Source organism: Salinibacterium sp. dk2585, from assembly GCF_008001035.1.
Lineage (GTDB): Bacteria > Actinomycetota > Actinomycetes > Actinomycetales > Microbacteriaceae > Homoserinimonas.
This window is the reverse complement of sequence record NZ_CP042856.1, coordinates 2,238,325-2,259,779: the sequence shown is the minus strand read 5'-3', so window position 1 is coordinate 2,259,779 and position 21,455 is coordinate 2,238,325. Positions and strand designations below refer to the sequence as shown.

20 protein-coding genes and 1 tRNA gene are annotated in these 21,455 nt (G+C 68.2%); 15 read left to right on the top strand and 6 right to left on the bottom strand.

Annotated features, from left to right (window positions below; all coding sequences use genetic code 11):
* Nucleotides 1–51 precede the first annotated feature (51 nt).
* The 5 genes from FVA74_RS10610 to FVA74_RS10590 all read left to right on the top strand — a co-directional run bounded on the left by FVA74_RS10610 (nt 52) and on the right by FVA74_RS10590 (nt 5,039).
* Nucleotides 52–1,848: an ABC-F family ATP-binding cassette domain-containing protein gene (locus FVA74_RS10610; RefSeq protein ID WP_147722269.1), complete on the top strand. Its 1,797-nt coding sequence runs from the start codon at nt 52–54 to the stop codon at nt 1,846–1,848.
* Between the two features lie 95 nt (nt 1,849–1,943).
* Entirely contained in the window at nt 1,944–2,837 is an 894-nt protein-coding gene (locus tag FVA74_RS10605) for a MetQ/NlpA family ABC transporter substrate-binding protein (RefSeq protein ID WP_147722267.1), read from the top strand.
* Nucleotides 2,838–2,918: 81 nt separating this feature from the next.
* A complete protein-coding gene (locus FVA74_RS10600) occupies nt 2,919–3,941 on the top strand; it encodes a methionine ABC transporter ATP-binding protein (protein ID WP_147722265.1) in 1,023 nt (340 codons plus the stop codon).
* Nucleotides 3,941–4,600, top strand: coding sequence for a methionine ABC transporter permease (locus FVA74_RS10595; RefSeq protein ID WP_147722263.1), 660 nt, complete (start codon nt 3,941–3,943; stop codon nt 4,598–4,600). The genes FVA74_RS10600 and FVA74_RS10595 overlap by 1 nt, the downstream gene beginning before the upstream one ends.
* A 70-nt stretch (nt 4,601–4,670) precedes the next feature.
* Nucleotides 4,671–5,039: a TraR/DksA family transcriptional regulator gene (locus FVA74_RS10590; protein WP_147722261.1), complete on the top strand. Its 369-nt coding sequence runs from the start codon at nt 4,671–4,673 to the stop codon at nt 5,037–5,039.
* 177 nt (nt 5,040–5,216) lie between these two features.
* On the opposite strand, the gene FVA74_RS10585 is transcribed toward FVA74_RS10590, so the two are convergent.
* Nucleotides 5,217–5,726 (bottom strand): MarR family winged helix-turn-helix transcriptional regulator, encoded by a 510-nt coding sequence (locus FVA74_RS10585; RefSeq protein WP_147722259.1) that lies wholly within the window; start codon nt 5,724–5,726, stop codon nt 5,217–5,219.
* A gap of 100 nt (nt 5,727–5,826) precedes the next feature.
* Between FVA74_RS10585 and FVA74_RS10580 the strand changes: the two genes are divergently transcribed.
* The 4 genes from FVA74_RS10580 (at nt 5,827) to FVA74_RS10565 (ending at nt 9,913) form a co-directional block, all read left to right on the top strand.
* Nucleotides 5,827–5,901 (top strand) — tRNA-Gln (locus FVA74_RS10580).
* 116 nt (nt 5,902–6,017) lie between these two features.
* Nucleotides 6,018–7,457, top strand: a complete 1,440-nt coding sequence (glmU, locus tag FVA74_RS10575) for a bifunctional UDP-N-acetylglucosamine diphosphorylase/glucosamine-1-phosphate N-acetyltransferase GlmU (RefSeq protein ID WP_147722257.1) — start codon at nt 6,018–6,020, stop codon at nt 7,455–7,457.
* A gap of 45 nt (nt 7,458–7,502) precedes the next feature.
* Nucleotides 7,503–8,480: a ribose-phosphate diphosphokinase gene (locus FVA74_RS10570; RefSeq protein ID WP_147722255.1), complete on the top strand. Its 978-nt coding sequence runs from the start codon at nt 7,503–7,505 to the stop codon at nt 8,478–8,480.
* Nucleotides 8,481–8,509: 29 nt separating this feature from the next.
* On the top strand, nt 8,510–9,913 hold the full coding sequence (locus tag FVA74_RS10565; RefSeq protein ID WP_206022630.1) for a CoA transferase: 1,404 nt from the start codon (nt 8,510–8,512) through the stop codon (nt 9,911–9,913).
* Nucleotides 9,914–10,006: 93 nt separating this feature from the next.
* Here FVA74_RS10565 and FVA74_RS10560 read toward each other — a convergent pair whose 3' ends face one another.
* From FVA74_RS10560 to gndA, 3 genes are read right to left on the bottom strand one after another with little or no spacing between them, the layout of a single operon-like run.
* Entirely contained in the window at nt 10,007–10,381 is a 375-nt protein-coding gene (locus FVA74_RS10560) for a hypothetical protein (RefSeq protein WP_147722253.1), read from the bottom strand.
* Between the two features lie 4 nt (nt 10,382–10,385).
* The gene (locus tag FVA74_RS10555) at nt 10,386–10,865 is read right to left on the bottom strand and encodes a GNAT family N-acetyltransferase (RefSeq protein WP_206022629.1); all 480 of its coding nucleotides are present in this window, start codon (nt 10,863–10,865) and stop codon (nt 10,386–10,388) included.
* 2 nt (nt 10,866–10,867) lie between these two features.
* Nucleotides 10,868–12,325 (bottom strand): NADP-dependent phosphogluconate dehydrogenase, encoded by a 1,458-nt coding sequence (gene gndA / locus FVA74_RS10550; RefSeq protein WP_255471438.1) that lies wholly within the window; start codon nt 12,323–12,325, stop codon nt 10,868–10,870.
* Nucleotides 12,326–12,447: 122 nt separating this feature from the next.
* Between gndA and FVA74_RS10545 the strand changes: the two genes are divergently transcribed.
* The gene (locus tag FVA74_RS10545; RefSeq protein ID WP_147722249.1) at nt 12,448–12,960 is read left to right on the top strand and encodes a gluconokinase; all 513 of its coding nucleotides are present in this window, start codon (nt 12,448–12,450) and stop codon (nt 12,958–12,960) included.
* Nucleotide 12,961: 1 nt separating this feature from the next.
* Here FVA74_RS10545 and FVA74_RS10540 read toward each other — a convergent pair whose 3' ends face one another.
* On the bottom strand, nt 12,962–13,909 hold the full coding sequence (locus FVA74_RS10540) for an NAD(P)-dependent oxidoreductase (protein ID WP_147722247.1): 948 nt from the start codon (nt 13,907–13,909) through the stop codon (nt 12,962–12,964).
* A 203-nt stretch (nt 13,910–14,112) separates the two neighbouring features.
* Here FVA74_RS10540 and FVA74_RS10535 point away from each other — a divergent pair, with 203 nt between their 5' ends.
* The 3 genes from FVA74_RS10535 to mfd are packed head-to-tail and all read left to right on the top strand — an operon-like array spanning nt 14,113 to nt 19,106.
* Nucleotides 14,113–14,760 carry a 50S ribosomal protein L25/general stress protein Ctc gene (locus tag FVA74_RS10535; RefSeq protein WP_147722245.1) on the top strand — a complete coding sequence of 216 codons (648 nt, stop codon included), beginning with the start codon at nt 14,113–14,115 and terminating at the stop codon, nt 14,758–14,760.
* A 41-nt stretch (nt 14,761–14,801) separates the two neighbouring features.
* Entirely contained in the window at nt 14,802–15,419 is a 618-nt protein-coding gene (gene pth, locus FVA74_RS10530; RefSeq protein WP_147722243.1) for an aminoacyl-tRNA hydrolase, read from the top strand.
* Between the two features lie 48 nt (nt 15,420–15,467).
* Entirely contained in the window at nt 15,468–19,106 is a 3,639-nt protein-coding gene (mfd, locus tag FVA74_RS10525; protein ID WP_147722240.1) for a transcription-repair coupling factor, read from the top strand.
* A gap of 24 nt (nt 19,107–19,130) precedes the next feature.
* Here mfd and FVA74_RS10520 read toward each other — a convergent pair whose 3' ends face one another.
* Entirely contained in the window at nt 19,131–19,892 is a 762-nt protein-coding gene (locus tag FVA74_RS10520; protein WP_168220110.1) for a CPBP family intramembrane glutamic endopeptidase, read from the bottom strand.
* Nucleotides 19,893–19,958: 66 nt separating this feature from the next.
* Between FVA74_RS10520 and FVA74_RS10515 the strand changes: the two genes are divergently transcribed.
* Together FVA74_RS10515 and FVA74_RS10510 are read left to right on the top strand one after the other, a co-directional pair.
* Complete coding sequence (locus FVA74_RS10515) at nt 19,959–20,621, top strand: MazG family protein (RefSeq protein ID WP_147722235.1); 663 nt, start codon at nt 19,959–19,961, stop codon at nt 20,619–20,621.
* Between the two features lie 285 nt (nt 20,622–20,906).
* Nucleotides 20,907–21,437 carry a ferritin gene (locus FVA74_RS10510; RefSeq protein WP_147722233.1) on the top strand — a complete coding sequence of 177 codons (531 nt, stop codon included), beginning with the start codon at nt 20,907–20,909 and terminating at the stop codon, nt 21,435–21,437.
* The last annotated feature ends 18 nt before the right edge of the window (nt 21,438–21,455 follow it).

Sequence of the window (21,455 nt, the reverse complement as noted above, 5' to 3'; positions counted from 1 at the left end):
TGTGGCACTACCGGGCCGCCGCCCAGGCCGGGCCCGGTAGTGTCGACCCACGTGGCACATCTCTTGGGGGCAGAGTCCCTCCACCTCGAATATCCAACGCGCGTCATCTTTGACTCGGTGACGATCGGCCTCAACGAGGGCGACCGCATCGGCGTGGTTGGCCGCAATGGCGACGGCAAGTCGACCCTCATGCGCCTGCTCGCGGGCCGCATCGAGCCCGACAGTGGCCGCGTGACGGTGCGCAAGGGCACGACGATCGGCATGCTCGACCAGGCCGACGAGCTCGACGACTCGATCGTCGTGAGCGAGTCGATCGTGGGCGACAAGCAGGAGTACGAGTGGGCCTCGGATGCGCGCATCCGCGATGTCATTGACGGCCTGCTTGGCGGCATCCCGTGGGATGCGACGCTGGGCCAGCTCTCCGGTGGCCAACGCCGCCGGGTCGGCCTCGCCAAGCTGCTGGTCGGCGACTGGGACGTCGTGTTCCTCGATGAGCCCACCAACCACCTCGATGTCGAGGGCATCGCGTGGCTGGCCGAGCACCTCAAGCGCCGCTGGCCGGCGGGCCAGGGCGGCCTCATCGTCGTCACCCACGACCGGTGGTTCCTCGACGAGGTGTGTAACACCACGTGGGAGGTGCACGACCGCATCATCGAGCCCTTCGAGGGCGGTTACGCGGCGTACATCCTGCAGCGCGTCGAGCGCGACCGCATGGCATCCGTCACGGAGGCGAAGCGCCAGAACCTCATGAAGAAGGAGCTTGCCTGGCTGCGGCGCGGCGCCCCGGCCCGCACGGCGAAGCCGAAGTTCCGCATCGACGCCGCGAACGAGTTGATCGCGAACGAGCCGCCCGTGCGCGACAAGGTGAGCCTGCAGTCGATGGCGATGCAGCGACTCGGCAAGGACGTCGTCGACCTGCTCGATGTTGGGGTGCAGTTCGGCGAGAAGACCGTGCTGCGCGACATCGAGTGGCGCATTGCGCCGGGCGAGCGCACGGGCATCCTGGGCGTCAATGGTGCAGGCAAGTCGACACTGCTCGGCCTCATCGCGGGCTCGGTCGAACCGACGAGTGGACGCGTCAAGCGGGGCAAGACCGTCAAGATTTCCATCCTCGACCAGCAACTCGCGGAGCTGGCCGAAGTGCAGAACGAACCCGTGCGCACCGTCATCGGGCGCCAGAAGTCGTCCTACGTCGCGGGCGGCAAGGAGGTTACGCCGGGCCAGCTGCTTGAGCGCCTCGGATTCGACAGCGCCCAACTCAGCACCCCCATCAAAGACCTGTCGGGTGGCCAGAAGCGTCGCCTGCAGCTGCTGCTCATCCTCCTCGACGAGCCCAACGTGCTCATCCTCGACGAGCCCACCAACGACCTCGACACCGACATGCTCGCCGCCATGGAGGACCTGCTCGACTCCTTCCCCGGCACGCTGCTCGTCGTGAGCCACGACCGTTACCTCCTCGAGCGTGTGACCGACCAGCAGTACGCCGTGCTCGGCGGACACCTGCGTCACCTGCCGGGCGGCGTCGAGGAGTACCTGAAGATCCGCACGGCGGCGGATGCGGCATCCGACGCTCCCTCGGCCACCAAGGCGGCGACGGCGCCGGCGAAGAAGGCGCCCGGCCTCTCGGGCGCCGAGCTCCGCAATGCGCAGAAGGAGCTCGCCTCGGTCGAGCGCAAGCTCGAGAAGTCGGGCCAGAAGGTAGACGCAGTGCACGCCCAGATGGCGGCCCACGACCAGAACGATTACGAGGGTCTCGGCGCGCTCTCGGCGCAACTGTCGAAGCTTGAAACGGATGCCGCGGCGCTCGAGACCCGCTGGCTCGAACTCACCGAGCTCCTCGAGGGCTGATGGCGCGGTCGGCTGTCACAGTTCGTCACCTGATTCGGCGATGCTCCGCACACGGATGACACTGGATATCCCCGCTCCACTGAAAGGCACCACCCATGTCCCTCGTCAAGAAGCTCGCTGCCGTCGCTACCGCGACCGCGCTCCTCACCGGCCTCGCCGCCTGCGCCTCGTCTGATTCCGACGCGGAGCTCGGCTCCGAGTCCAACCCGGTCAAGCTTGGCGTCGTCGGCGCGAGCGACCCCTACTGGGACGCCTACCTCGAGGCGACCGAGGAGGAGGGCATCCACGTCGAGATCATCGATTTCGCTGACTACAACCAGCCGAATCCCGCCCTTTCTGCGGGTGAGCTCGACCTGAACCAGTTCCAGCACGTCATCTTCCTCGCGCAGCACAACGTGGCATCCGGCGATGACCTCGTGCCGATCGGCGCGACCGCGATCTACCCGCTCGGGCTTTACTCGCAGAAGTACGACTCGGTCGACGACATCAAGGACGGTGAGCAGGTCATCGTGCCGAACGACACGAGCAACCAGGCCCGCGCTCTCCTCGTGTTGCAGTCCGCCGGCCTCATCGACCTCAAGGACGGCGGCAGCATCTTCTCGACCCTCGCCGACATCGAGGACTCGTCTCGCGTCGAGGTCAAGGCAGCGGATGCCTCGTTCACGGCGACCTCGCTCGCCGACGTCGCGGCGGCCGTCGTCAACAACGACTTCGTGACCAAGGCGGGCATCGACCCGCTCAGCGCGATCGCGGTCGACGACCCCAGCGACCCCGCCGCGCAGGCCTACATCAACATTTTCGCGGCCCGCGCCGACGATAAGGACAACGAGCTCTTCCAGCGCCTCGTCGAGATCTACCAGTCGACGCAGGCCGTGCAGGACGGCGTGCTTGAGGTCTCGGGCGGCACGGCCATCCTCGTCGACACTCCGGCGTCCGAGCTCGAGGATGCCCTCGCCAAGGTCGAGGCCGACGTCGAGGCCAACGAGTAGCCTTTATGCAGTAGCCGGCGGCGGATGCTTCTCGGAGCATCCGCCGCCGTACTGATTCCCCGTATGACGAAAGCAGCCCCCATGCCGATCGTGAGACTCAGCGAGGTCTCAAAGTCGTACCCGGCTTCCAAGCGCGGTGCGGCGCCGCTCCTCGCGGTCGACAACGTCAGCCTCGACATCGAGGCGGGCGACATCTTCGGCATCATCGGCTACTCGGGCGCGGGCAAGAGCACGCTTGTGCGGCTCATCAACGCGCTCGAGCCGGTTACGAGCGGCACGGTCGAGGTCGACGGCCGGGTGATCAGCGGGCTGCGCGAGCGCCAGCTGCACGATGTGCGTCGCGGCATCGGCATGATCTTCCAGCAGTTCAACCTCTTCAACTCGCGCACGGTCGCCGGCAACGTCGAATACCCGCTCCAGGTGGCCGGGATGCCCGCCGCTGAGCGCAAGGCACGGGTCACCGAGATGCTCGAGTTCGTCGGGCTCGCCGACAAGGCACGCAGCTACCCCGACCAGCTCTCGGGCGGCCAGAAGCAGCGCGTCGGCATCGCGCGCGCCTTGGCGACGAGCCCCAAGATCCTTCTCGCCGACGAAGCGACGAGCGCGCTCGACCCCGAGACGACAACTGAGGTGCTCGCGCTCCTCAAGAAGGTCAATCGGGAGCTCGGCATCACCATCGTGCTCATCACGCACGAAATGGAGGTCATCAAGGCGGTGGCCAATCGTGTCGCCGTCATGGACTCCGGCCGCGTCATCGAGCAGGGCAGCGTCTTCGACGTCTTCTCCGACCCGCAGACGGATGCCGCCAAGCGCTTCGTCTCGACCGTCATCCGCGCGGTCCCAGAGCGGGAGGCGCTCGAGCAGCTGCGGCTCAAGCATCCGGGTCGCATCGTGACGGTGTCTTTCGCGGACGGCGGGGTGAGCCAGTCGGAGGTGTTCCTCGAGTTCGCGAACCATGGCGTGACCTTCGAGCTCGTCTACGGCGGGGTCAACGAGATCCAGGGTCGCACCTTCGGGCACCTGACGCTCGCGCTCAAGGGTGACCGCATTGACGCGGCGCTTGCGGCGATCGAGCAGACCGTCACCGTGACGGAGGTGCGCTGATGGATGCGCTGATCAACCTGCTCCCAGAATTGCTCGACGCGACCTTCGAGACGCTCTACATCGTCGCCCTGTGCATGCTCTTCGGCGGTCTGGGGGGTCTCATCGTCGGGCTCGGCCTCTACGTGACCCGCGCCGGCGGTCTCCTGCCGAACCGCGTCGTCAACACGGTGCTGAACGTGCTCGTCAACACCTTCCGCCCGATCCCGTTCATCATCTTCCTCGCGGCCGTGCAGCCGCTCGCCCGCGCGGTCGTTGGCACTGGAATCGGCGACCCCGCCATCATTTTCTCGATTGCCCTCGCCGCTGTCTTCGGCATCAGCCGCATCGTCGAGCAGAACCTGCTGACGGTGCAGCCGGGCGTGATCGAGGCGGCGCGTTCGGTCGGCGCGGGGCCGTGGCGGATCATCCGCACCCTCCTGCTGCCCGAGGCGCTCGGGCCGCTCATCCTGGGCTACGCCTTCGTCTTCGTCGCGATCGTCGACATGACGGCCGTCGCCGGCTTCATCGGCGGCGGTGGGCTGGGCAACTTCGCGATCCTCTACGGCTACCGCCAGTTCGAGCCGGTTGTCACCTGGGCGGCAGTGATTGTCATCATCCTGATCGTGCAGCTCGTGCAGTTCTTCGCCAACTGGCTCGCCCGTCGCGTGCTGCGCCGCTGACGCCGGCCCCGCGCCCACACCGCCGAGGCCGTTTGGTGCCAAGCAAGTGGCGTCAGGGCATACTCGGGACATGACACCCAGGTTCACGGATGCGCGGCTCGAGCAGTTTCGCGAGCAGTTGCTTGCCGAGCGCGAGTCCACCCTGCGCCTCATGGCGGGACTCGGCGAAGACATCCGCCGCATCGTTGACGCCCGTCAGGACTCCAATGTCGACGACGAGCACGACCCTGAGGGCTCGACGATCGCGTTCGAGCGCTCCCAGTCCGACGCGTTGCTGCGGCAGTCGCGGTCTCGCCTTGCGGAGACGGATGCCGCGCTCCTCCGCCTGGGTGCCCCTGGCTTCGGCGTGTGCGAGTCGTGCGGCCGTGACATCCCGGAGGCCCGCCTCGAGGCGCGCCCGTGGGCGACGCTCTGCGTGGACTGCGCCTCGCGCGCCTGACGTTCACCTACGCCCGAGCCTCCTTAACCTCAGAGCTCAGCCGGATCCCTGTGAGTGGCCAAACTTTCACCTTCATCGCTCCGGTAAGCCGAAACTTTGGCCACTGGGCCGAGAGATGAGAGATGAGAGATGAGAGATGAGAGATGAGAGATGAGAGGCGTAGGGCGGCCTGACTGTTCAGTCGAAGTCGAGGCTGAGCACCCGCAGCAGGTCGGCGAGTCGTTCGTGTTCGGCATCCGGCAGCGCGGCGAGGAGGGCCCGCTCCGATTCGAGGAGTTGCGTGATCGCCGTGTCAACGCGGGCGCGGCCTTCCCCGGTCATGGTGACGAGCACGCTGCGGCGGTCGCGCGGGTCGGCGTTGCGGGTGACGAGTCCGCGCTCGACGAGGCGGTCGATGCGGTTGGTCATGGTGCCAGAGGAGACGAGGGTCTGCTGCAGGAGCGACTTGGGGCTGAGCTGGTAGGGCTCACCTTCGCGCCGAAGGGCGGAGAGCACGTCGAATTCCCATGATTCGAGGCCGGATGCCGCGAAGGCCGTGCGGCGGGCGCGGTCGAGGTGGCGGGCGAGGCGGCCGACCCGGCTGAGCACTTGGAGCGGGGCGAAGTCGAGGTCTGGCCGTTCCCGTTGCCAGGCGTCGACGATGCGATCAACTTCGTCGAGCCGGTCGGGGTTGTCGCGTGCGGGCATGGTCCCCATTATCCCGAGCGGTGGATCTCGGCGGCTTCCTTTGGTTCTCTTCTGGCAGACTTGTCTCTCGTGTCCGCCCCTGCGTTGTGGGGTGGCACGGTCCGCCCTGGTGTAACGGCAGCACGGCAGTCTTTGGAACTGTTAGGACCAGGTTCGAATCCTGGGGGCGGAGCCAGTTGAAATCGCGGAGCGATTTCAACCGGCTCCGTGCGCGGAGCGCATCCGCCGCAGGCGGATCAGTTTTCAGCCCGGAAGGACACTCGAATACCCGAGTGCCGCAAAAGGAGCACCATGACCGACCAGTCTCTCGCCGTCATCATCCTGGCGGCCGGCCAGGGCACCCGCATGAAGTCGGCGAAGGCGAAGGTGCTGCATACCCTCGCGGGTGTGCCGCTCGTGGGCCACGTGTTGTCGACGGCGGAGGAGTTGGGCGCGGCGCACATCCTGACGGTCGTGCGCCATGAGCGGGACGCGGTCGCTGGCGAGGTGCTGCGCCGGTCCCCGAACGCGATCATCGTCGACCAGGACGAGGTGCCGGGCACCGGTCGCGCGGTTGAGGTGGCACTGGAGGCACTGCCGGCCGACTTCGAGGGTCGTGTCGTGGTGCTGAGCGCCGATGTTCCGCTCCTGGATGCAGCAACCCTGCGCTCGCTCGTGTCGGCGCACCAGCATGAGGGCAACGCGCTCACGATGCTGTCGGCGATCCTCGATGACCCCTCCGGTTTCGGCCGCATCGTCCGTTCGGCGGATGGCCTCTTCGAGGAGATCGTGGAGCACAAGGACGCCTCGTCTGAGCAGCTCGCGGTGCGCGAGGTCAACGCGGGGGTCTATGTGTTCTCGGCGGGTCCCCTGCGGGAGGCCCTCCGCCAGGTGGGCACGCAGAACGCGCAGCGCGAGAAGTACCTGACGGATGCCGCGGCCGTGATCCGGCAGTCGGGTGGCCGCATCGAGGCGGTCTCGGTGCGCGACCCGTGGCTCGTCGCTGGCATCAACGACCGGGTGCAGTTGGCGGCGGCGGCGCGGGAGCTGAATGCCCGCATCATCCGTCGCTGGCAGGTGGCTGGTGTGACGATCCTCGACCCGGCCTCGGTGTGGATCGACGCGGATGCCACGCTGGCTGAGGATGTCGAGCTGTTGCCGGGCACACAGATCCGCGGCACCACGACGATCGAGCGCGGTGCGGTTGTCGGCCCTGACACGACGCTCGTGGACTGCGAGGTCGGCGAGAACGCCGTCGTCAAGCGCACGGATGCCACGCTGGCGGTCATCGGCGCGGGCGCGAGTGTCGGCCCCTTCGCTTACCTGCGGCCGGGCACCGTCCTCGGCGCTGACGGCAAGATCGGCACCTTCGTCGAGACGAAGAACGCGAAGATCGGCGATGGCAGCAAGGTGCCGCACCTCAGCTACATTGGCGACACCGAGGTGGGTGTCGGTTCGAACGTGGGTGCCGGCACGATCACGGCCAACTACGACGGCGTCAACAAGCACCGCACGATCGTGGGTTCGCATGTGCGCACTGGTTCGCACAACGTCTTCGTCGCGCCCGTTAGGATTGGTGACGGAGCCTACACAGGCGCTGGCACGGTGGTCCGCAAGGACATTCCGGCGGGCGCGCTGGCGATCAGCGTGGCTCCGCAGCGCAACATGGCAGGTTGGGTCGGCGCCAACAGGCCGGGTTCCGAGGCGGCTGAGGCGGCCGAGGCATCCGGTGAGGCAGTCGACGAGGCCTGAGAACCACGGTCCCGTTGGGGCCACACCGGCAGAGAGCGAGCGGCATTGTCCGAGATCACCGTCAACGGACAGAAGAAGCTCGTGCTTGTCACGGGCCGCGCACACCCACAGTTGGCGGAGGACATCGCCCGCGAGCTCGACACGGAGCTCCTGCACGCCGAGACGCGCACCTTTGCGAATGGTGAGATCTACGCGCGCTACAGCGAGAGCGTGCGCGGATGCGACGCCTTCGTCATCCAGTCGCACACGACCCCGATCAATGAGTGGCTCATGGAGCAGCTCATCATGGTCGACGCGCTCAAGCGTGCCTCGGCCAAGCGCATCACGGTCGTCGCTCCCTTCTACCCTTACGCTCGCCAAGACAAGAAGGGCCGTGGCCGCGAGCCCATCTCGGCCCGTCTCGTCGCCGACCTCTTCAAGGCCGCTGGCGCCGACCGGATCATGAGCGTCGACCTGCACGCCGCACAGATCCAGGGCTTCTTCGATGGCCCCGTCGACCACCTCTTCGCGATGCCGGTGCTGCTCAAGTACTTCAAGGAGAAGCTCGACAAGGAGACGCTCACGGTCGTCTCACCCGACATGGGCCGCGTTCGCGTTGCTGACATCTGGAGCGACAAGCTGGATGCCCCCCTTGCGATCATCCACAAGCGTCGCGACCCGCGGGTCGCCAACGAGGTGTCGGTGCACGAGATCGTCGGTGAGGTCGCTGGGCGCACCTGCCTGCTCGTCGACGACCTGATCGACACGGGCGGCACGATTGCCAAGGCCGCGGAGGCGCTCAAGAAGGCCGGTGCCAAGAATGTCGTGGTGGCGGCGACGCACGCGGTGTTCTCGCACCCCGCGGCGGAGCGCCTACAGGCCGACTTCATCGACGAGGTCGTCGTGACCGACACCCTGCCGCTGACGGCCGACAAGATCTTCCCGAAGCTGACGGTCCTCCCGATCGCCCCGCTCATCGCGGGCGCCATCAATGAGGTCTTCAGCGACGGTTCGGTGACGTCGATGTTCGACGGCGCCGCATAACGTCACGCACGAGAGGGGGCGGGTCGCCGGTGGGCACCGGGCCAGTTGAGGGGCACGAGTCGGTGCCGTTCGCCGCGGAGTTCTGGGCGGCCCTGGGAGGGGCGGATGCTCTCCTTCCCGGCCTGCGGGTGACCGGCATCGGCGATCTTCCTTCAGCGTTCCGGGTTTCCGCCTTGGCCGCGGCATCCATCGGCGTTGCCGGGCTCGCTGCGACGGAACTCGCGGCACTCGTGGGGGGCGCGGAACCGAAGGTCAGCGTCAACCGCCTGCTCGCATCCGCGTGGTTCGGTTCGGCTGTGCGGCCGGCCGGGTGGTCGGTGCCGCCCGTCTGGGACCCCTTCACGCGCAACTACCGCGCGGCCCGCGGGGGCTGGGTGCGCCTGCACACCAATGCGGCGCAGCATCGCGCGGCCGCCCTCCGTGTGCTGGGTGCCGACGAGTCGAGTGATCCGGCCGACGTGCGACGTCTCGTGGGGCGGTGGGACGCCTTCGAGCTTGAGGAGGCGGTCGTTGAGGCGGGCGGAGTGTCCGCTGCAATGCGCACGCGCGAGGAGTGGCGTGCCCATCCCCAGGGCGCGGCGGTCGCGAGTGAGCCCCTCCTGCACCGCGAGGCGGGTTCAGCTGGTGCCGTCGGCGAGCACTGGCGGCCACGCGTCGAGCGACCGCTCGCGGGCCTGCGCGTGCTCGACCTCACGCGCGTGCTGGCGGGCCCCGTTGCGACCCGTTTCCTCGCGGGCCTCGGTGCCGACGTGCTGCGGGTCGACCCGCCCGACTGGGACGAGCCAGCGATCGTGCCCAACATGACGCTCGGCAAGCGCACGGCGCGGCTTGACGCCCGCACGCCGGAGGGCCTCGAGCGGCTCAAGTCCCTGCTCGCCGAGGCGGACGTGCTCGTGCACGGCTACCGTGACGGCGCCCTCGACGGACTCGGGCTCGACGCCGAGACCCGACAGCGACTTCGGCCCGGCCTCGTGGAGGCATCCCTCACGGCCTTTGGCTTCTCGGGCCCGTGGCGCCAGCGCCGCGGTTTCGACAGTGTCGTGCAGATGGCGAGCGGCATCTCGCACCGCGGCATGGTCGCCACGTGGGAGGAGCGTCCCCAGCAGCTGCCCGTGCAGGCGCTCGACCATGCCACCGGCTACCTGCTCGCGGCATCCGTGCTTCGCGGTGTCGTCGAGCTCGTGCGGAATGGTGCCGGCTCGTCGAGCCGCACCTCGCTCGCGCGGGTGGCGGAGGCGCTCGCCTCCGGCGGCGACCAGCCGACTGACGGCGTCTTCGACCAGTGGAACGGGCCCTGCACCATGATCGGCACGCAGTGGGGTGCCGCCGAACTGCTGCCCCCACCGGCCCGCTTCGACGAGATCAACTTCGGCTTCGAGCGCATCCCGCGGCCACTGGGCTCGGATGCCGCGGAGTGGGGTTCTCCGGCCTGACACGCCTCGCGCCGGTGAGTGGCCAAAGTTTCGCCCAAAGCTCGACGGGAAGCCGAGAGTTTGGCCACTCACGGAGATGGCCGAGCCCGCGGCCTAGGTATCGCGTGTGTCGACGGGCGCGACCGCGGGGCCGGGCGCGACGGGGATGAGCCCCATCGAGTCGACGTGCAGGCTGTCGCCGTTGCGGTCGGTCGCGTAGCACTCCCAGCCGATGCCGCCTGCGCCGAAGAGTTCCCAGCGTGCCTCGTAGCGCGCGGCGCCCGGCAGCATGATGGCGCCGCGGTAGGAGCAGGCACGCTCGGCGTTGTTCGCGCCGAGGCTCACGGTCGTGATGATGCCGGGGAGCACAAGCCCGAGCACCGCGAGCAGCACGACGACGCGGAGCAGCAGCATCCGTCGCCTGCTGCGGAGGGGGCGCTCCTCGTGCGGTTCGTAGCCCGCCAGTTCGGGGTGCTCGTCGTCGACCATGGGCCTACTGCGCCCGCAGCGCGTCGCCGCTGAGGCGGAATGTCGTCCACTCGTCCATGGGCTCGGCGCCGAGGTTCTTGTAGAAGCCGATGGCGGGCTCATTCCAGTCGAGCACCTGCCACTCGAGCCGGGCGTAGCCACGCTCGACGCACACGGCCGCGAGGGTCGCGAGGAGCTGCCGGCCGTAGCCGCGGCTACGGAACTCCTCGCGCACGTAGAGGTCCTCGAGGTGGATGCCGTTGACCCCCTCCCACGTGGAGAAGGTCAGGAACCAGATCGCCATGCCGGCGAGGCGTTCCTCGTCGCCGTCGACCACGTGGGCGAAGACCGTCGGATGCTCGCCGAAGAGCGCCCGACGCAGGTCATCCTCGCTCGTCTTGACGGCATCCGGCTCGCGCTCATATTCGGCGAGCTCCTGGATGAGCGCGAGCATCTCGGGGATGTCGCGCTCGAGGGCCGGGCGGGGGATGTGCGACAGCGACATGCCTAGTGGGTGTCCTCGGCCTCGATCTCGCTGCGGTCACCGCTCCACTGCGTGTGGAAGGTGCCCTCAGCGTCGATGCGCTTGTAGGTGTGGGCGCCGAAGAAGTCGCGCTGGCCCTGGATGAGGGCGGCGGGCAGGCGCTCTGCGCGCAGTCCGTCGTAGTAGGCGAGCGAGGAGGAGAACGCGGGGGACGGGATGCCGGCGTGGGCTGCGGCGATCACGACGCGGCGCCAGGAATTCTGGGCGCGGCCGATCGCCTCCGTGAAGTACGGGGCGGTGAGGAGCGAGCCGAGCCGAGGGTCCTCCAGGTAGGCCTCCGTGATGCGGCCGAGGAACTGGGCGCGGATGATGCAGCCGGCCTTCCAGATGCGCGCGATCTCGCCGAGGTCGATATCCCAGTCGTATTGGCGGGCTCCGGCGACGATCTCGTCGAACCCCTGGCTGTAGGCGACGATCTTGGAGGCGAAGAGCGCGAGGCGCACATCCTCGATGAAGGCAGCCTCGTCACTCACCTCGAAGGACTCGTCCGGCCCTGGCAGGTCGACGGCCGCGTCGCGGCTGGCGCGGCTCGAAGAGAGCGAGCGCGCGAACACGGCCTCGGCGATGCCGGAAACGGGGACGCCGAGGTCGAGCGCGGTCTGCACGGTCCAGGCACCGGTGCCCTTGGCGCCGGCCTCGTCCTTGATGACGTCGACGAGGGGCTCGCCCGTGCGAGCGTCGACCTGGCGGAGCACCTCGGCGGTGATCTCGATGAGGTAGCTCTCGAGCTCGCCTTGGTTCCACTCCTCAAAGATCTCCGCGATTTCGGAGGGCGACTTGCCCGTGCCACGGCGGATGAGGTCGTAGGCCTCGGCGATGAGCTGCATGTCCGCGTACTCGATGCCGTTGTGCACCATCTTGACGAAGTGTCCCGCGCCATCCGTGCCGACGTGCGTCACACAGGGCTCGCCGTCGGCGACCGCGGCAATGGACTTGAGGATGGGGCCGAGAGTCTCCCATGCCTCGGCGCTGCCGCCCGGCATGATCGAGGGGCCGTTGAGGGCACCCTCCTCGCCGCCTGAGATGCCGGCGCCGACGAAGTTGATGCCCGTCTCGCGCACGGTGCGCTCGCGACGGATGGTGTCGGTGAAGAGGGCGTTGCCACCGTCGACGATGATGTCACCCGGCTCGAAGACCTCGGTCAGTTCGGTGATGACGGCATCCGTCGCCGCTCCCGCCTTGACCATGATGATTGCGGTGCGCGGCTTCTGCAGCGCGGCCGCGAATTCCTTGTAGTCCACCGCGGGCACGAAGCCGGCCTCGGGGTGCTCCGTCAGCACCGCCTCCGTCTTCTCATAGGAGCGGTTGTAGATCGCCACTGTGTTTCCCTCACGGCTGGCGAGGTTGCGGGCGAGGTTCGACCCCATCACCGCCATCCCGACCACGCCGATGTTTGCCTTTGCTGCGGTGGGTTCGGCCACGCTGGTGCTCCTCAAAGTCGAGAAAGGGAATGGCTCAAGGCTACTGCGTGGCCTCACACGGGAACTAGCGTGAGAGGCGTGCCCGCGTGCAGCGCGCACTCCGCACCGGTGAAGGGAACGCAATGCAGCCACCACTCGTCGTCGTCATGGGTGTGAGCGGGTCAGGCAAGTCGGTCGTGGGGATGGGCCTCGCAGAGACGCTCGGCCTGCGGTTCCTCGACGGCGATGACCTGCACCCGCCGGCGAATGTCGAGAAGATGGCGCGCGGCATCCCCCTCGATGACGACGACCGGATGCCCTGGCTGAGGCTTGTGGGCGAGGCGCTCGCCGAGGCGGCTGAGGCAGGGCAGGGCATCGTGATGGCGTGCTCGGCACTCCGCCGCTCGTACCGCGACGGTCTCAGGGCGGCTGCGCCGCGGACGGTCTTCGTGCACCTCGACGGCTCGCGTGAACTGCTCGAGTCCCGCCTGCGCACGCGCGCCGGCCACTTCATGCCTGTCGGGCTGCTCGAGTCGCAGTTGGGCGCGCTCGAGCCACTTGCGATGGACGAGCCGGGCGCGAGGGTGTCGATCGAACCGGCTGTCGACGAGGTTGTTGCGGCCGCGGCATCCGCCGTGCGCGAGCTGCAGGACTGACTCAGACCACGCGGTTGCGCAAGGGGTCGCCCTCCAGGAGTGCCCGCACGTTGTGTTCGACGAGCGCGGCCGAGCCGAGCGGGCGACCGCCCGCGGCGTGGGGCGTGATGATGACGTTTGGTTCGTCCCACAGGGGTGACTCTGGGGGCAGCGGCTCCGTGTCGAAGACATCGAGGGCAGCACCGCCGAGCCGGCCCGCGCGGAGGGCGCGCACGAGGGCATGCTCATCGACCGTGGCGCCCCGGCCGACGTTGACGAGCCAGGCGTGATGGGGGAGCTGCCCCAGCACCTCGGCGTCGACGAGGTGCCGGGTCGCGGGGGTCGCCGGCAGGATGTCGATGAGCACGTCTGTGTGTGGCAACTCGGTGCCGAGGTCTTCCGCCGCGATGACGCGAATGCCGTCGACCGTGCGCGCCGAGCGGGCCACGCCCGTCACGCTCGCGCCGAGTGCCAAGAGATGGGGTGCCAAGGTGCGGGCGATACCGCCGAAGCCCCACAGGAGCACGCGCGCGCCCCGCAGCGTCGTGAAGCGGCCGGGGCTCGGTTCCTGCTGCATCCCGCCGATCTCGCCGGCCCAGCGCTGCTCCGCCTTGGCCTGGGCGGCGACATGCAGGCTGCGGGCCGCGGCAAGCACGAGCGCGAGCGTGTGCTCCGCCACCGGGCGGTCGTGCAGTCCCGCCGCCGAGCAGATCACCACTCCCGGCGCGAACCCTGCGGTTTCGACCACATCCGTGCCCGCAGAGAGCGCCTGCACGAGCCGGAGTCGCGGCATCCGCCCGGCCGCGTCGCGGATGTGCTCGCTCGGGTTGCCCCAGACGACGAGCACGTCGGCGTCTTCGCGGGTGATCGGCGCTGCCGCGGCGTAGCGCAGGAACTCCGCACCGGGCACGACGGGCGCCGGCTCCTGCATGGTGTCCGGCACCAGCACCAGCAGGGGGCTTGCAGTCATGCGTCTTACGCTAGACTCTCCCATTGAACTTCGGCGAGGGACCGATGGCATCTGAGTTTCGGATGCCGCGGCATCCGTTATCGACGCGGCGAGCAGGGCTTCGGTCTTTCCTCACGCAGCACTACCCGTTTCGGGTTGTGCCGATGCGTTCGAGTTGAATCCACACACGACAGCGGGCCCAGCCCGCAAGAAGGAGAATCACCATGGGTGAGAAGACCAGCCGCGCAGGACGCCCGTCCGTCGCGAGCACGACCGAGCTCTCGAACCACATCGTCGCCGAGGTGCGCGACAGCTTCGGCAAGGGCTACGCGCGCCGCCTGCGCGCCGCCGGCCAGATCCCCGCCGTGCTCTACGGCCACGGCACCAAGCCGCAGCACCTTGCTCTTCCGGGTCACGAGACCGCGCTCCTCCTGCGCAAGGCCAACGCCATTCTCGAACTCGAGATCGACGGCAAGACCCAGACCGGCCTCGTCAAGGATGTGCAGAAGGACCCGGTGCGCCAGATCATCGAGCACGTCGACCTCATCGTCATCCGCAAGGGTGAGAAGGTCGAGGTGGATGTCGCCGTCCACGTCGTCGGCGAGTCCGCTCCCGGCACCTCGGTCGACGTTGACGCGCACTCGCTGCTCGTGGAGGCTCCCGCCGTCAGCATCCCCGCCAACATCGAGGTCAGTGTCGAGGGCCTCGAAGACGGAGCCAGCATCTACGCCAAGGACGTCACGCTGCCCGAGGGCGTCACCCTCGTGGTCGACCCCGAGACCCTCGTGCTCGCGGTCAAGGGCGAGACCGAGCAGGACCTGGGCGACGAGTCCGACCAGGAGGCCGCAGCTGAGGCCTCCGCCGCAGAGTAAGGCGTGCTGACATAGCAGGCCTCTTTTCCCGCGCGACGCCGCTGGACGCCGACCCCGAGGGGGTAGGCGTCCAGCGGGGTGGCGCGTCCTGGCTTGTCGTCGGCCTCGGTAACCCGGGTGCTGACTACGCGGGAAACCGTCATAATGTGGGCCAAATGGTGTTGGCGGAGCTCGCCGATCGCCGCTCCGCGAGCTTCCGCTCCCACAAGGCCAATGCCATGGTCGCGGAGGCCCGCACGGGCATCGAGGGTCCGCGGCTCATCCTCGCCAAGCCCAACAGTTTCATGAACGTGTCGGGCGGCCCGGTCGCAGCCCTCATGCGATTCTTCAAGGTGCCTGCCGAGCGCCTCGTCGTTGTGCACGACGAACTCGACATCCCCTTCGACACTGTGCGTCTCAAGAGTGGCGGCGGCCATGGGGGCCACAACGGATTGCGTGACATCATCTCCGCGATCGGCACCCCGAACTTCCTCCGCGTAAGGGTCGGCATCGGTCGACCGCCCGGACGCCAGCCGGCCGCCGACTTCGTGCTGCGCGACTTCGGGTCGACCGAGCGCGCCGTGCTGCCGAACCTGCTGGCGGATGCCGCGGACGCCGTCGAGTCACTCGCGACAGACGGGCTCACGACAGCGCAGCAGCGCTTCCACGCCCCGCAGTAGCATCAGCGCGTGAAGTCCCCTGTCAGCGGCTCACCGTAAGCTTGTCCGGTGATCCTCCAGGGCTTGGCTACTGCGCTTTCGCGCGCCCAATCGTTCGACGACGCCCTCCAGTACGCGTCGCGTGATGCCGACTTCTCGCTCGTCGAGGGCCTCCGGGCGCCTCTCCTCGCCGGGCTGCTCTCGCGCCGCACGCCACCAGCCGCCCTGCTCGCGATCGTCGCGACGGGCCGCGAGGCCGACGCGCTGACCTCCGCCATCTCGACCAACTCGCCCTCGGCGACCGTGCTGCAGTTCCCCGCGTGGGAGACCCTTCCGCACGAGCGTCTCAGCCCCTCGACCGAGACGGTCGGCCGCCGCATCGAGGCGCTGCGCCGCATCGCCGAGTGGGACGCCGCCCGCGACCCCAAGGGCGGTTCGCTTGTGGTGGTCGCGAGCGTGCGGGCGGCGATCCAGCCGCTCGCCGACAACCTGACCTCGCTCGAGTCGCTCACGATCACGGCGAAGGGCCGGGGCTACGAGCTCGCGGAGATCCAGCGTCGCCTTGTCGACCTCGCCTATTCCCGCGTCGACATGGTCACACGGCGTGGCGAGTTCGCGGTGCGCGGCGGCATCCTCGACGTGTTCCCACCGGCGGCGGAGCATCCGCTTCGCATCGAGTTCTTCGGTGACGAGGCGGAGGAGATCCGTCAGTTCTCGGTCGCCGACCAGCGTTCGCTGCCCGATGCGGTTGAGCGCGTCGACCTGCCCCCGTGCCGCGAGCTTCTGCTCAGCGAGTCGGTGCGCCAGCGCGCCACCGAGATGCTGCACGAGTTCCCGGGACTCTCCACCATGCTTGCGAAGATCGCCGACGGCATCCCCGTCGACGGCATGGAGTCGCTCGCGCCCGCACTGCTCGAGCGCCTTGTGCCCTTCACCCACTACCTGCCCGAGGATGCCGCCGTCGCGGTCATCTCGCCTGAGCGGGTCGCGACGCGCGCGACGTCGCTCCTCGAGACCAACCGCGAGTTCCTCGATGCCGCCTGGAATGCCGCGACGGCGGGCGCCGAGGCGCCCATCGATCTCGGCGCGGGGGACTTCCTGACCCTGCGGCAGCTGCGCGATGCGGCGGGCGAGCGCCCCTGGTGGACGCTCAGTGCCTTCGACAGTGGCGCAGCCTCCTATGCGGCAGACGGCGCAGAGGGCGCGGATGCGATCAGCGAGATGGTCGAGGCGGCGGGTGACTACGTGCGCATCGAGGCGGATGCCGCGCCGAGCTTCACGGGCAACGCCGACGGCGCGATCGCGCACGTCGGCGACCGGCTGCAGCAGGGCTGGTCGGTCGTCATCACGGCGCAGGGACACGGGCTCGTGGAGCGTGCGGCCGAGGCCCTGGGCGAGCACGGGCTTGCCGCTCGTGTCGTCGACGACCTGCCGGAGGACGGCGTCTTCGAGCCGGGCGTCGCCTATGTCGTGACGGGCGCGGTCGAGGCGGGCTTCGAGGTGCCCGACATCCGTCTTGCCCTCTTCAGCGAGACCGAGTTCTTCGGTCGCGCCGTCGGCTACGAGTCGCGCCAGGTCAAGAAGCTCGCGACGAGGCGCCGCAACGTGGTCGACCCGCTGCAACTCAAGGCGGGCGACTACATCGTGCACCAGACGCACGGCATCGGGAAGTTCCTGGAGCTGGTGCGCCGCGAGGTCTCGAGCGGCGGGCGCAACGCCGTCAAGACGACGCGCGAGTTCCTGCTGATCGAATACGCCCCGTCGAAGCGCGGCTACCCGGGCGACAAGCTCTACGTGCCGACCGACCAGCTCGACCTCGTGTCGCGCTACGTGGGTGGCGAGGCTCCCCAGCTCAGCAAGATGGGCGGCAGCGACTGGGCGGCGGCGAAGGGCAAGGCACGCAAGGCCGTGCGCGATATCGCGGTCGAACTCGTCAAGCTCTACTCGGCCCGCCAGCAGAGCAAGGGCCACGCCTTCGGCCCCGACACTCCGTGGCAGCGCGAGTTCGAGGACGCCTTCCCCTTCGCCGAGACTCCCGACCAGTTGACGACGATCGATGAGATCAAGGCCGACATGGAGAAGCCGATCCCCATGGATCGCCTCGTCGCGGGCGACGTGGGCTACGGCAAGACCGAGGTCGCCGTACGTGCCGCCTTCAAGGCCGTGCAGGACGGCAAGCAGGTCGCGATGCTCGTGCCGACGACGCTGCTTGTGAAGCAGCACATGGAGACCTTCGCGGAGCGCTTCGCCGGATTCCCCATCCACCTGCGCGGCCTCAGCCGTTTCCAGAGCGACAAGGAGGCGAAGGAGGTCATCGCGGGCCTCGCGGATGGCACGGTCGATGTCGTCATCGGCACCCACCGACTCCTCTCGAAGGAGATCGCGTTCAAAGACCTGGGGCTCGTGATCGTCGATGAGGAGCAGCGCTTCGGTGTCGAGCACAAGGATGCGCTCAAGAAGCTCAAGACCAACGTCGACATCCTTGCGATGAGTGCCACGCCGATCCCGCGAACGCTCGAGATGGCCGTCACGGGCATCCGCGAGATGTCGACCCTCGCGACGCCGCCGGAAGACAGGCATCCGATTCTCACCTTCGTCGGCCCTTACAGCGAGAAGCAGGTCGCGGCGGCAATTCGGCGCGAGCTGCTGCGCGAGGGCCAGGTGTTCTTCGTGCACAACCGCGTCTCAAGCATTAACCGGGTCGCCAGCCAGCTTGCCGAACTCGTGCCCGAGGCCCGCATCGCGGTCGCCCACGGCAAGCTCGGCGAGGGCCAGCTCGAGCAGGTCATGGTCGACTTCTGGGAGCGCAAGTTCGACGTGCTCGTCTCCACGACCATCATCGAGACAGGCCTCGACGTCTCGAACGCCAATACCCTCATCATCGACCGGGCCGACAAGTACGGCCTCTCGCAGCTGCACCAGCTGCGTGGCCGGGTGGGTCGTGGCCGCGAGCGGGCCTATGCCTACTTCCTCTACGACCCCGACAAACCCCTCGGCGAGGTCGCCCACGACCGGCTCGCGACGATCGCTGCCAACAATGAGCTGGGCGCGGGCATGCAGGTCGCGCTCAAAGACCTGGAGATCCGTGGCGCGGGCAACCTCCTCGGTGGCGAGCAGTCCGGCCACATCGCCGGTGTCGGTTTCGACCTCTACCTCCGGATGATCGGCGAGGCCGTGAGCGCCTTCCGTGGTGAAGACGTGGAGGGCCCGACGGAGCTGCGCCTCGAGCTTCCCGTGGATGCTCGCATCCCGGAGGAGTACGTCGAGAGCGAGCGGCTGAGGCTCGAGGCCTACCAGAAGCTGTCGACGGCGAGTTCGCCGCAGGCGGCGTCGGATGCCATCGATGCGGTCGCCGAGGAACTGGCCGACCGCTATGGTGAGCTTCCGCCGGCTGTGCTGCAGCTCATCGCGGTGTCGCGACTGCGGCGACGCGCCCAAAAGGCCGGACTCAGCGAGGTCGTCGTCATGGGCCCCAACCTGCGCATCGCGCCCCTTGAGCTGCCCGACTCGCTCCAGGTGCGCCTGCAGCGGATGTATCCGGGTGGCCGATACTTCACCCAGAACAGCGCGGTCGTCATCCCGCTGCCGAAGGCTGGCGGCGAGGCGCTGAGCGACGACGGGCTCATCGAGTGGGTTGGGCAGCTGTTCGAACAGTTCTTGCCGAAGGAGCCTGAGCCGGCCGAAACGGCGGTCGAGTCGAAGGCCTGAGCCACTCGGGGTCGAGGCTCCGCGCTACGCCTTGCGGTGCACGCGGTACACGATCATGGGGATCGCGACGAGCGAGCGCAGGTCGATGAAGGCGTGCACGGCGATGGCGACGAGGATGCTGCCGGTGCCGACGAAGACGGCCATGAGGAGCGCGCCGATGATCGCGGAGCCGATGACGCCGGACGCGCCCTGGTAGAGGTGGAGGGCGGCGAATATCGCCGTGCTGCCCAGCACGGCCGCGGCGACGCTCCCCGTGACACCGAAGATGGCGGCCGGGAGGGCGAGCCGGAACAGCAGCTCCTCGACGACGCCCGCGTTGATCGACAGCAGCGCGCCGTACCGCAGCTCGCCCCGGTTTCGCGGGAGGAGGGCGTGGATGTCGCCGACGGTGACGACCTCGTCCTGCCCGCGAGCGAGCGGCAGCAGGGCGATCGAGGCGACGAGGAGGGCGCCGACCGCGCCGATCAGGAAGCCCTTGAGGAGACCCTCGGATGTCGCATCCCGCAGCCATTGCACGGCAGCGAGGTCCTCGATCGCCGCAAGCATGAGTGGCACCTGCTGCCATGCCAGTAGCAGCACGACCGCTGCAGCCCCGCCGTGCACGAGGAAGGACTCGATGAGCCACTTGCGCATCATCGCCTGCCTGCGCCGGGTCGTGCGGTAGCGCTTGAAGCGCGAGTACTCGCGACGGTCCTTGCGCGCCGCCCGCACCACGAGGAGGGCGAGCAGGGCGACGAGCGCGGCCGCGAGCACAATCCGGGCCAGCGGATCGTCGGGGGAGAGCATGTCCCCATTCTCGCCGCAGTGCCCCGGGCGACGGATCCCTCGGGCGACGGATGCGAGGATGGGCGCATGACTGAGACATCCGTGCCGCAGCATCCGAAGCTCGACGAACTCATCGCCCTCATGGCGAAGCTGCGTGGCCCAGGCGGGTGTCCCTGGGACGCCGAGCAGACGCACGAGTCGCTCGTGCAGTACCTCATCGAGGAGACGCACGAGTTGATCGAGGCGATCGAGGCGGGCACGCGGGAGGAGCTCATCGAGGAGCTGGGCGACGTGCTTTATCAGGTGCTCTTCCACGCGGACATCGCGGCGCACGCGGCCGAGGAGCCGTTCACGATCGAGGATGTCGCGGAGCGGAGTCGCGCAAAGATGGTCGCGCGGCATCCGCACGTCTTTGGCGATGCGCTCGCCGAGACCGCCGATGAGGTCGTGCTCGTCTGGGACGAGATGAAGGCTAAGGAGAAGGCGCACCGCACGAGCGTGCTCGACGGGATTCCGCAGGGGATGCCGTCGCTCGCACTTGCCGACAAGCTGCTTGGCCGCGCGCAGAAGGTCGGGGTACTCGATGATGCCCCCGCCGGTATCCCGGTCGAGTCGGAGGACGAGTTGGGCGGGCTGCTGCTCGCGATCGTCGCATCGGCGCGTTCGCGCGGACTCAACTCGGAGCGCGCACTGCGGGCGACGCTCCGGGGGCTACAGGCGGAGATTCGCGAGGCTGAGGCGACGGGGTAGAAGAGGGGTTGTGCCCTTCCCGACCCGAACGGGAAGGGCACCAGCCCGGCGTGTTTTTGTTGGAAATTTCACAACAGAAACAAAAGATGCGCGGGCGCTGGCCGAAGATTTACCCGATCATTCGGCCATGTCTGTGTGGCGTTGCATGCCACCGGAACTCTACAGGAAACAGCGCACGCTCGTTATGCATTACGAACGTGAAGCATGGCATGCCTGCCCTCACTTCACTGTTGGCATGCCTAACCTTCGGTGCGCTCGCGGCCATCGCGGAGTAGCGTCTCTCGCATGACGACAGCATCCTTCGACCAGCTTCTCGCCGAACAGGTCGGCCACGAGTTCGACGCGGCCCAGCAGTACATCGCGATCGCCGTCTGGTTCGATGAGCGCGACCTGCCCCAACTGGCCAAGCACTTCTACAGCCAGGCGCTCGAGGAGCGTAACCACGCCATGATGATCGTGCGCTACCGGCTCGACCGGGACATGGGCGTCGTCATCCCCGGTGTCTCCGCAGTGCAGAGCACCTTCGTCGACGAGCGCGAACCCATCGCCCTCGCCCTCGCGCAGGAGAAGCGGGTCACACAGCAGATCGAGGCCCTCTTCGCGGCCGCCCGTGCCGAGACCGACGCCCTGGGTGAGCAGTTCATGCTCTGGTTCCTCAAGGAGCAGGTCGAGGAAGTCGCGTCGATGAGCACGCTCCTCACGATCATGGAGCGCGCCGAGAACCTGTTCGACGTCGAGAACTACCTCGCGCGTGAGTCCATCGGCGACAGTGGTCACGACCCGAACGCCCCGGAAGCCGCGGGCGGAGCGGTTTAAGCGAACCCGAGTTCTTCT

Coding starts and splice junctions, on each gene's coding strand:
- FVA74_RS10605 (WP_147722267.1), top strand. CDS start 1,944: ATGTCCCTCGTCAAGAAGCTCGCTGCCGTCGCTACCGCGACCGCGCTC.
- FVA74_RS10600 (WP_147722265.1), top strand. CDS start 2,919: ATGCCGATCGTGAGACTCAGCGAGGTCTCAAAGTCGTACCCGGCTTCC.
- FVA74_RS10595 (WP_147722263.1), top strand. CDS start 3,941: ATGGATGCGCTGATCAACCTGCTCCCAGAATTGCTCGACGCGACCTTC.
- FVA74_RS10590 (WP_147722261.1), top strand. CDS start 4,671: ATGACACCCAGGTTCACGGATGCGCGGCTCGAGCAGTTTCGCGAGCAG.
- FVA74_RS10585 (WP_147722259.1), bottom strand. CDS start 5,726: ATGCCCGCACGCGACAACCCCGACCGGCTCGACGAAGTTGATCGCATC.
- glmU (WP_147722257.1), top strand. CDS start 6,018: ATGACCGACCAGTCTCTCGCCGTCATCATCCTGGCGGCCGGCCAGGGC.
- FVA74_RS10560 (WP_147722253.1), bottom strand. CDS start 10,381: ATGGTCGACGACGAGCACCCCGAACTGGCGGGCTACGAACCGCACGAG.
- FVA74_RS10555 (WP_206022629.1), bottom strand. CDS start 10,865: ATGTCGCTGTCGCACATCCCCCGCCCGGCCCTCGAGCGCGACATCCCC.
- FVA74_RS10545 (WP_147722249.1), top strand. CDS start 12,448: ATGCAGCCACCACTCGTCGTCGTCATGGGTGTGAGCGGGTCAGGCAAG.
- FVA74_RS10540 (WP_147722247.1), bottom strand. CDS start 13,909: ATGACTGCAAGCCCCCTGCTGGTGCTGGTGCCGGACACCATGCAGGAG.
- FVA74_RS10535 (WP_147722245.1), top strand. CDS start 14,113: ATGGGTGAGAAGACCAGCCGCGCAGGACGCCCGTCCGTCGCGAGCACG.
- FVA74_RS10520 (WP_168220110.1), bottom strand. CDS start 19,892: ATGCTCTCCCCCGACGATCCGCTGGCCCGGATTGTGCTCGCGGCCGCG.
- FVA74_RS10515 (WP_147722235.1), top strand. CDS start 19,959: ATGACTGAGACATCCGTGCCGCAGCATCCGAAGCTCGACGAACTCATC.
- FVA74_RS10510 (WP_147722233.1), top strand. CDS start 20,907: ATGACGACAGCATCCTTCGACCAGCTTCTCGCCGAACAGGTCGGCCAC.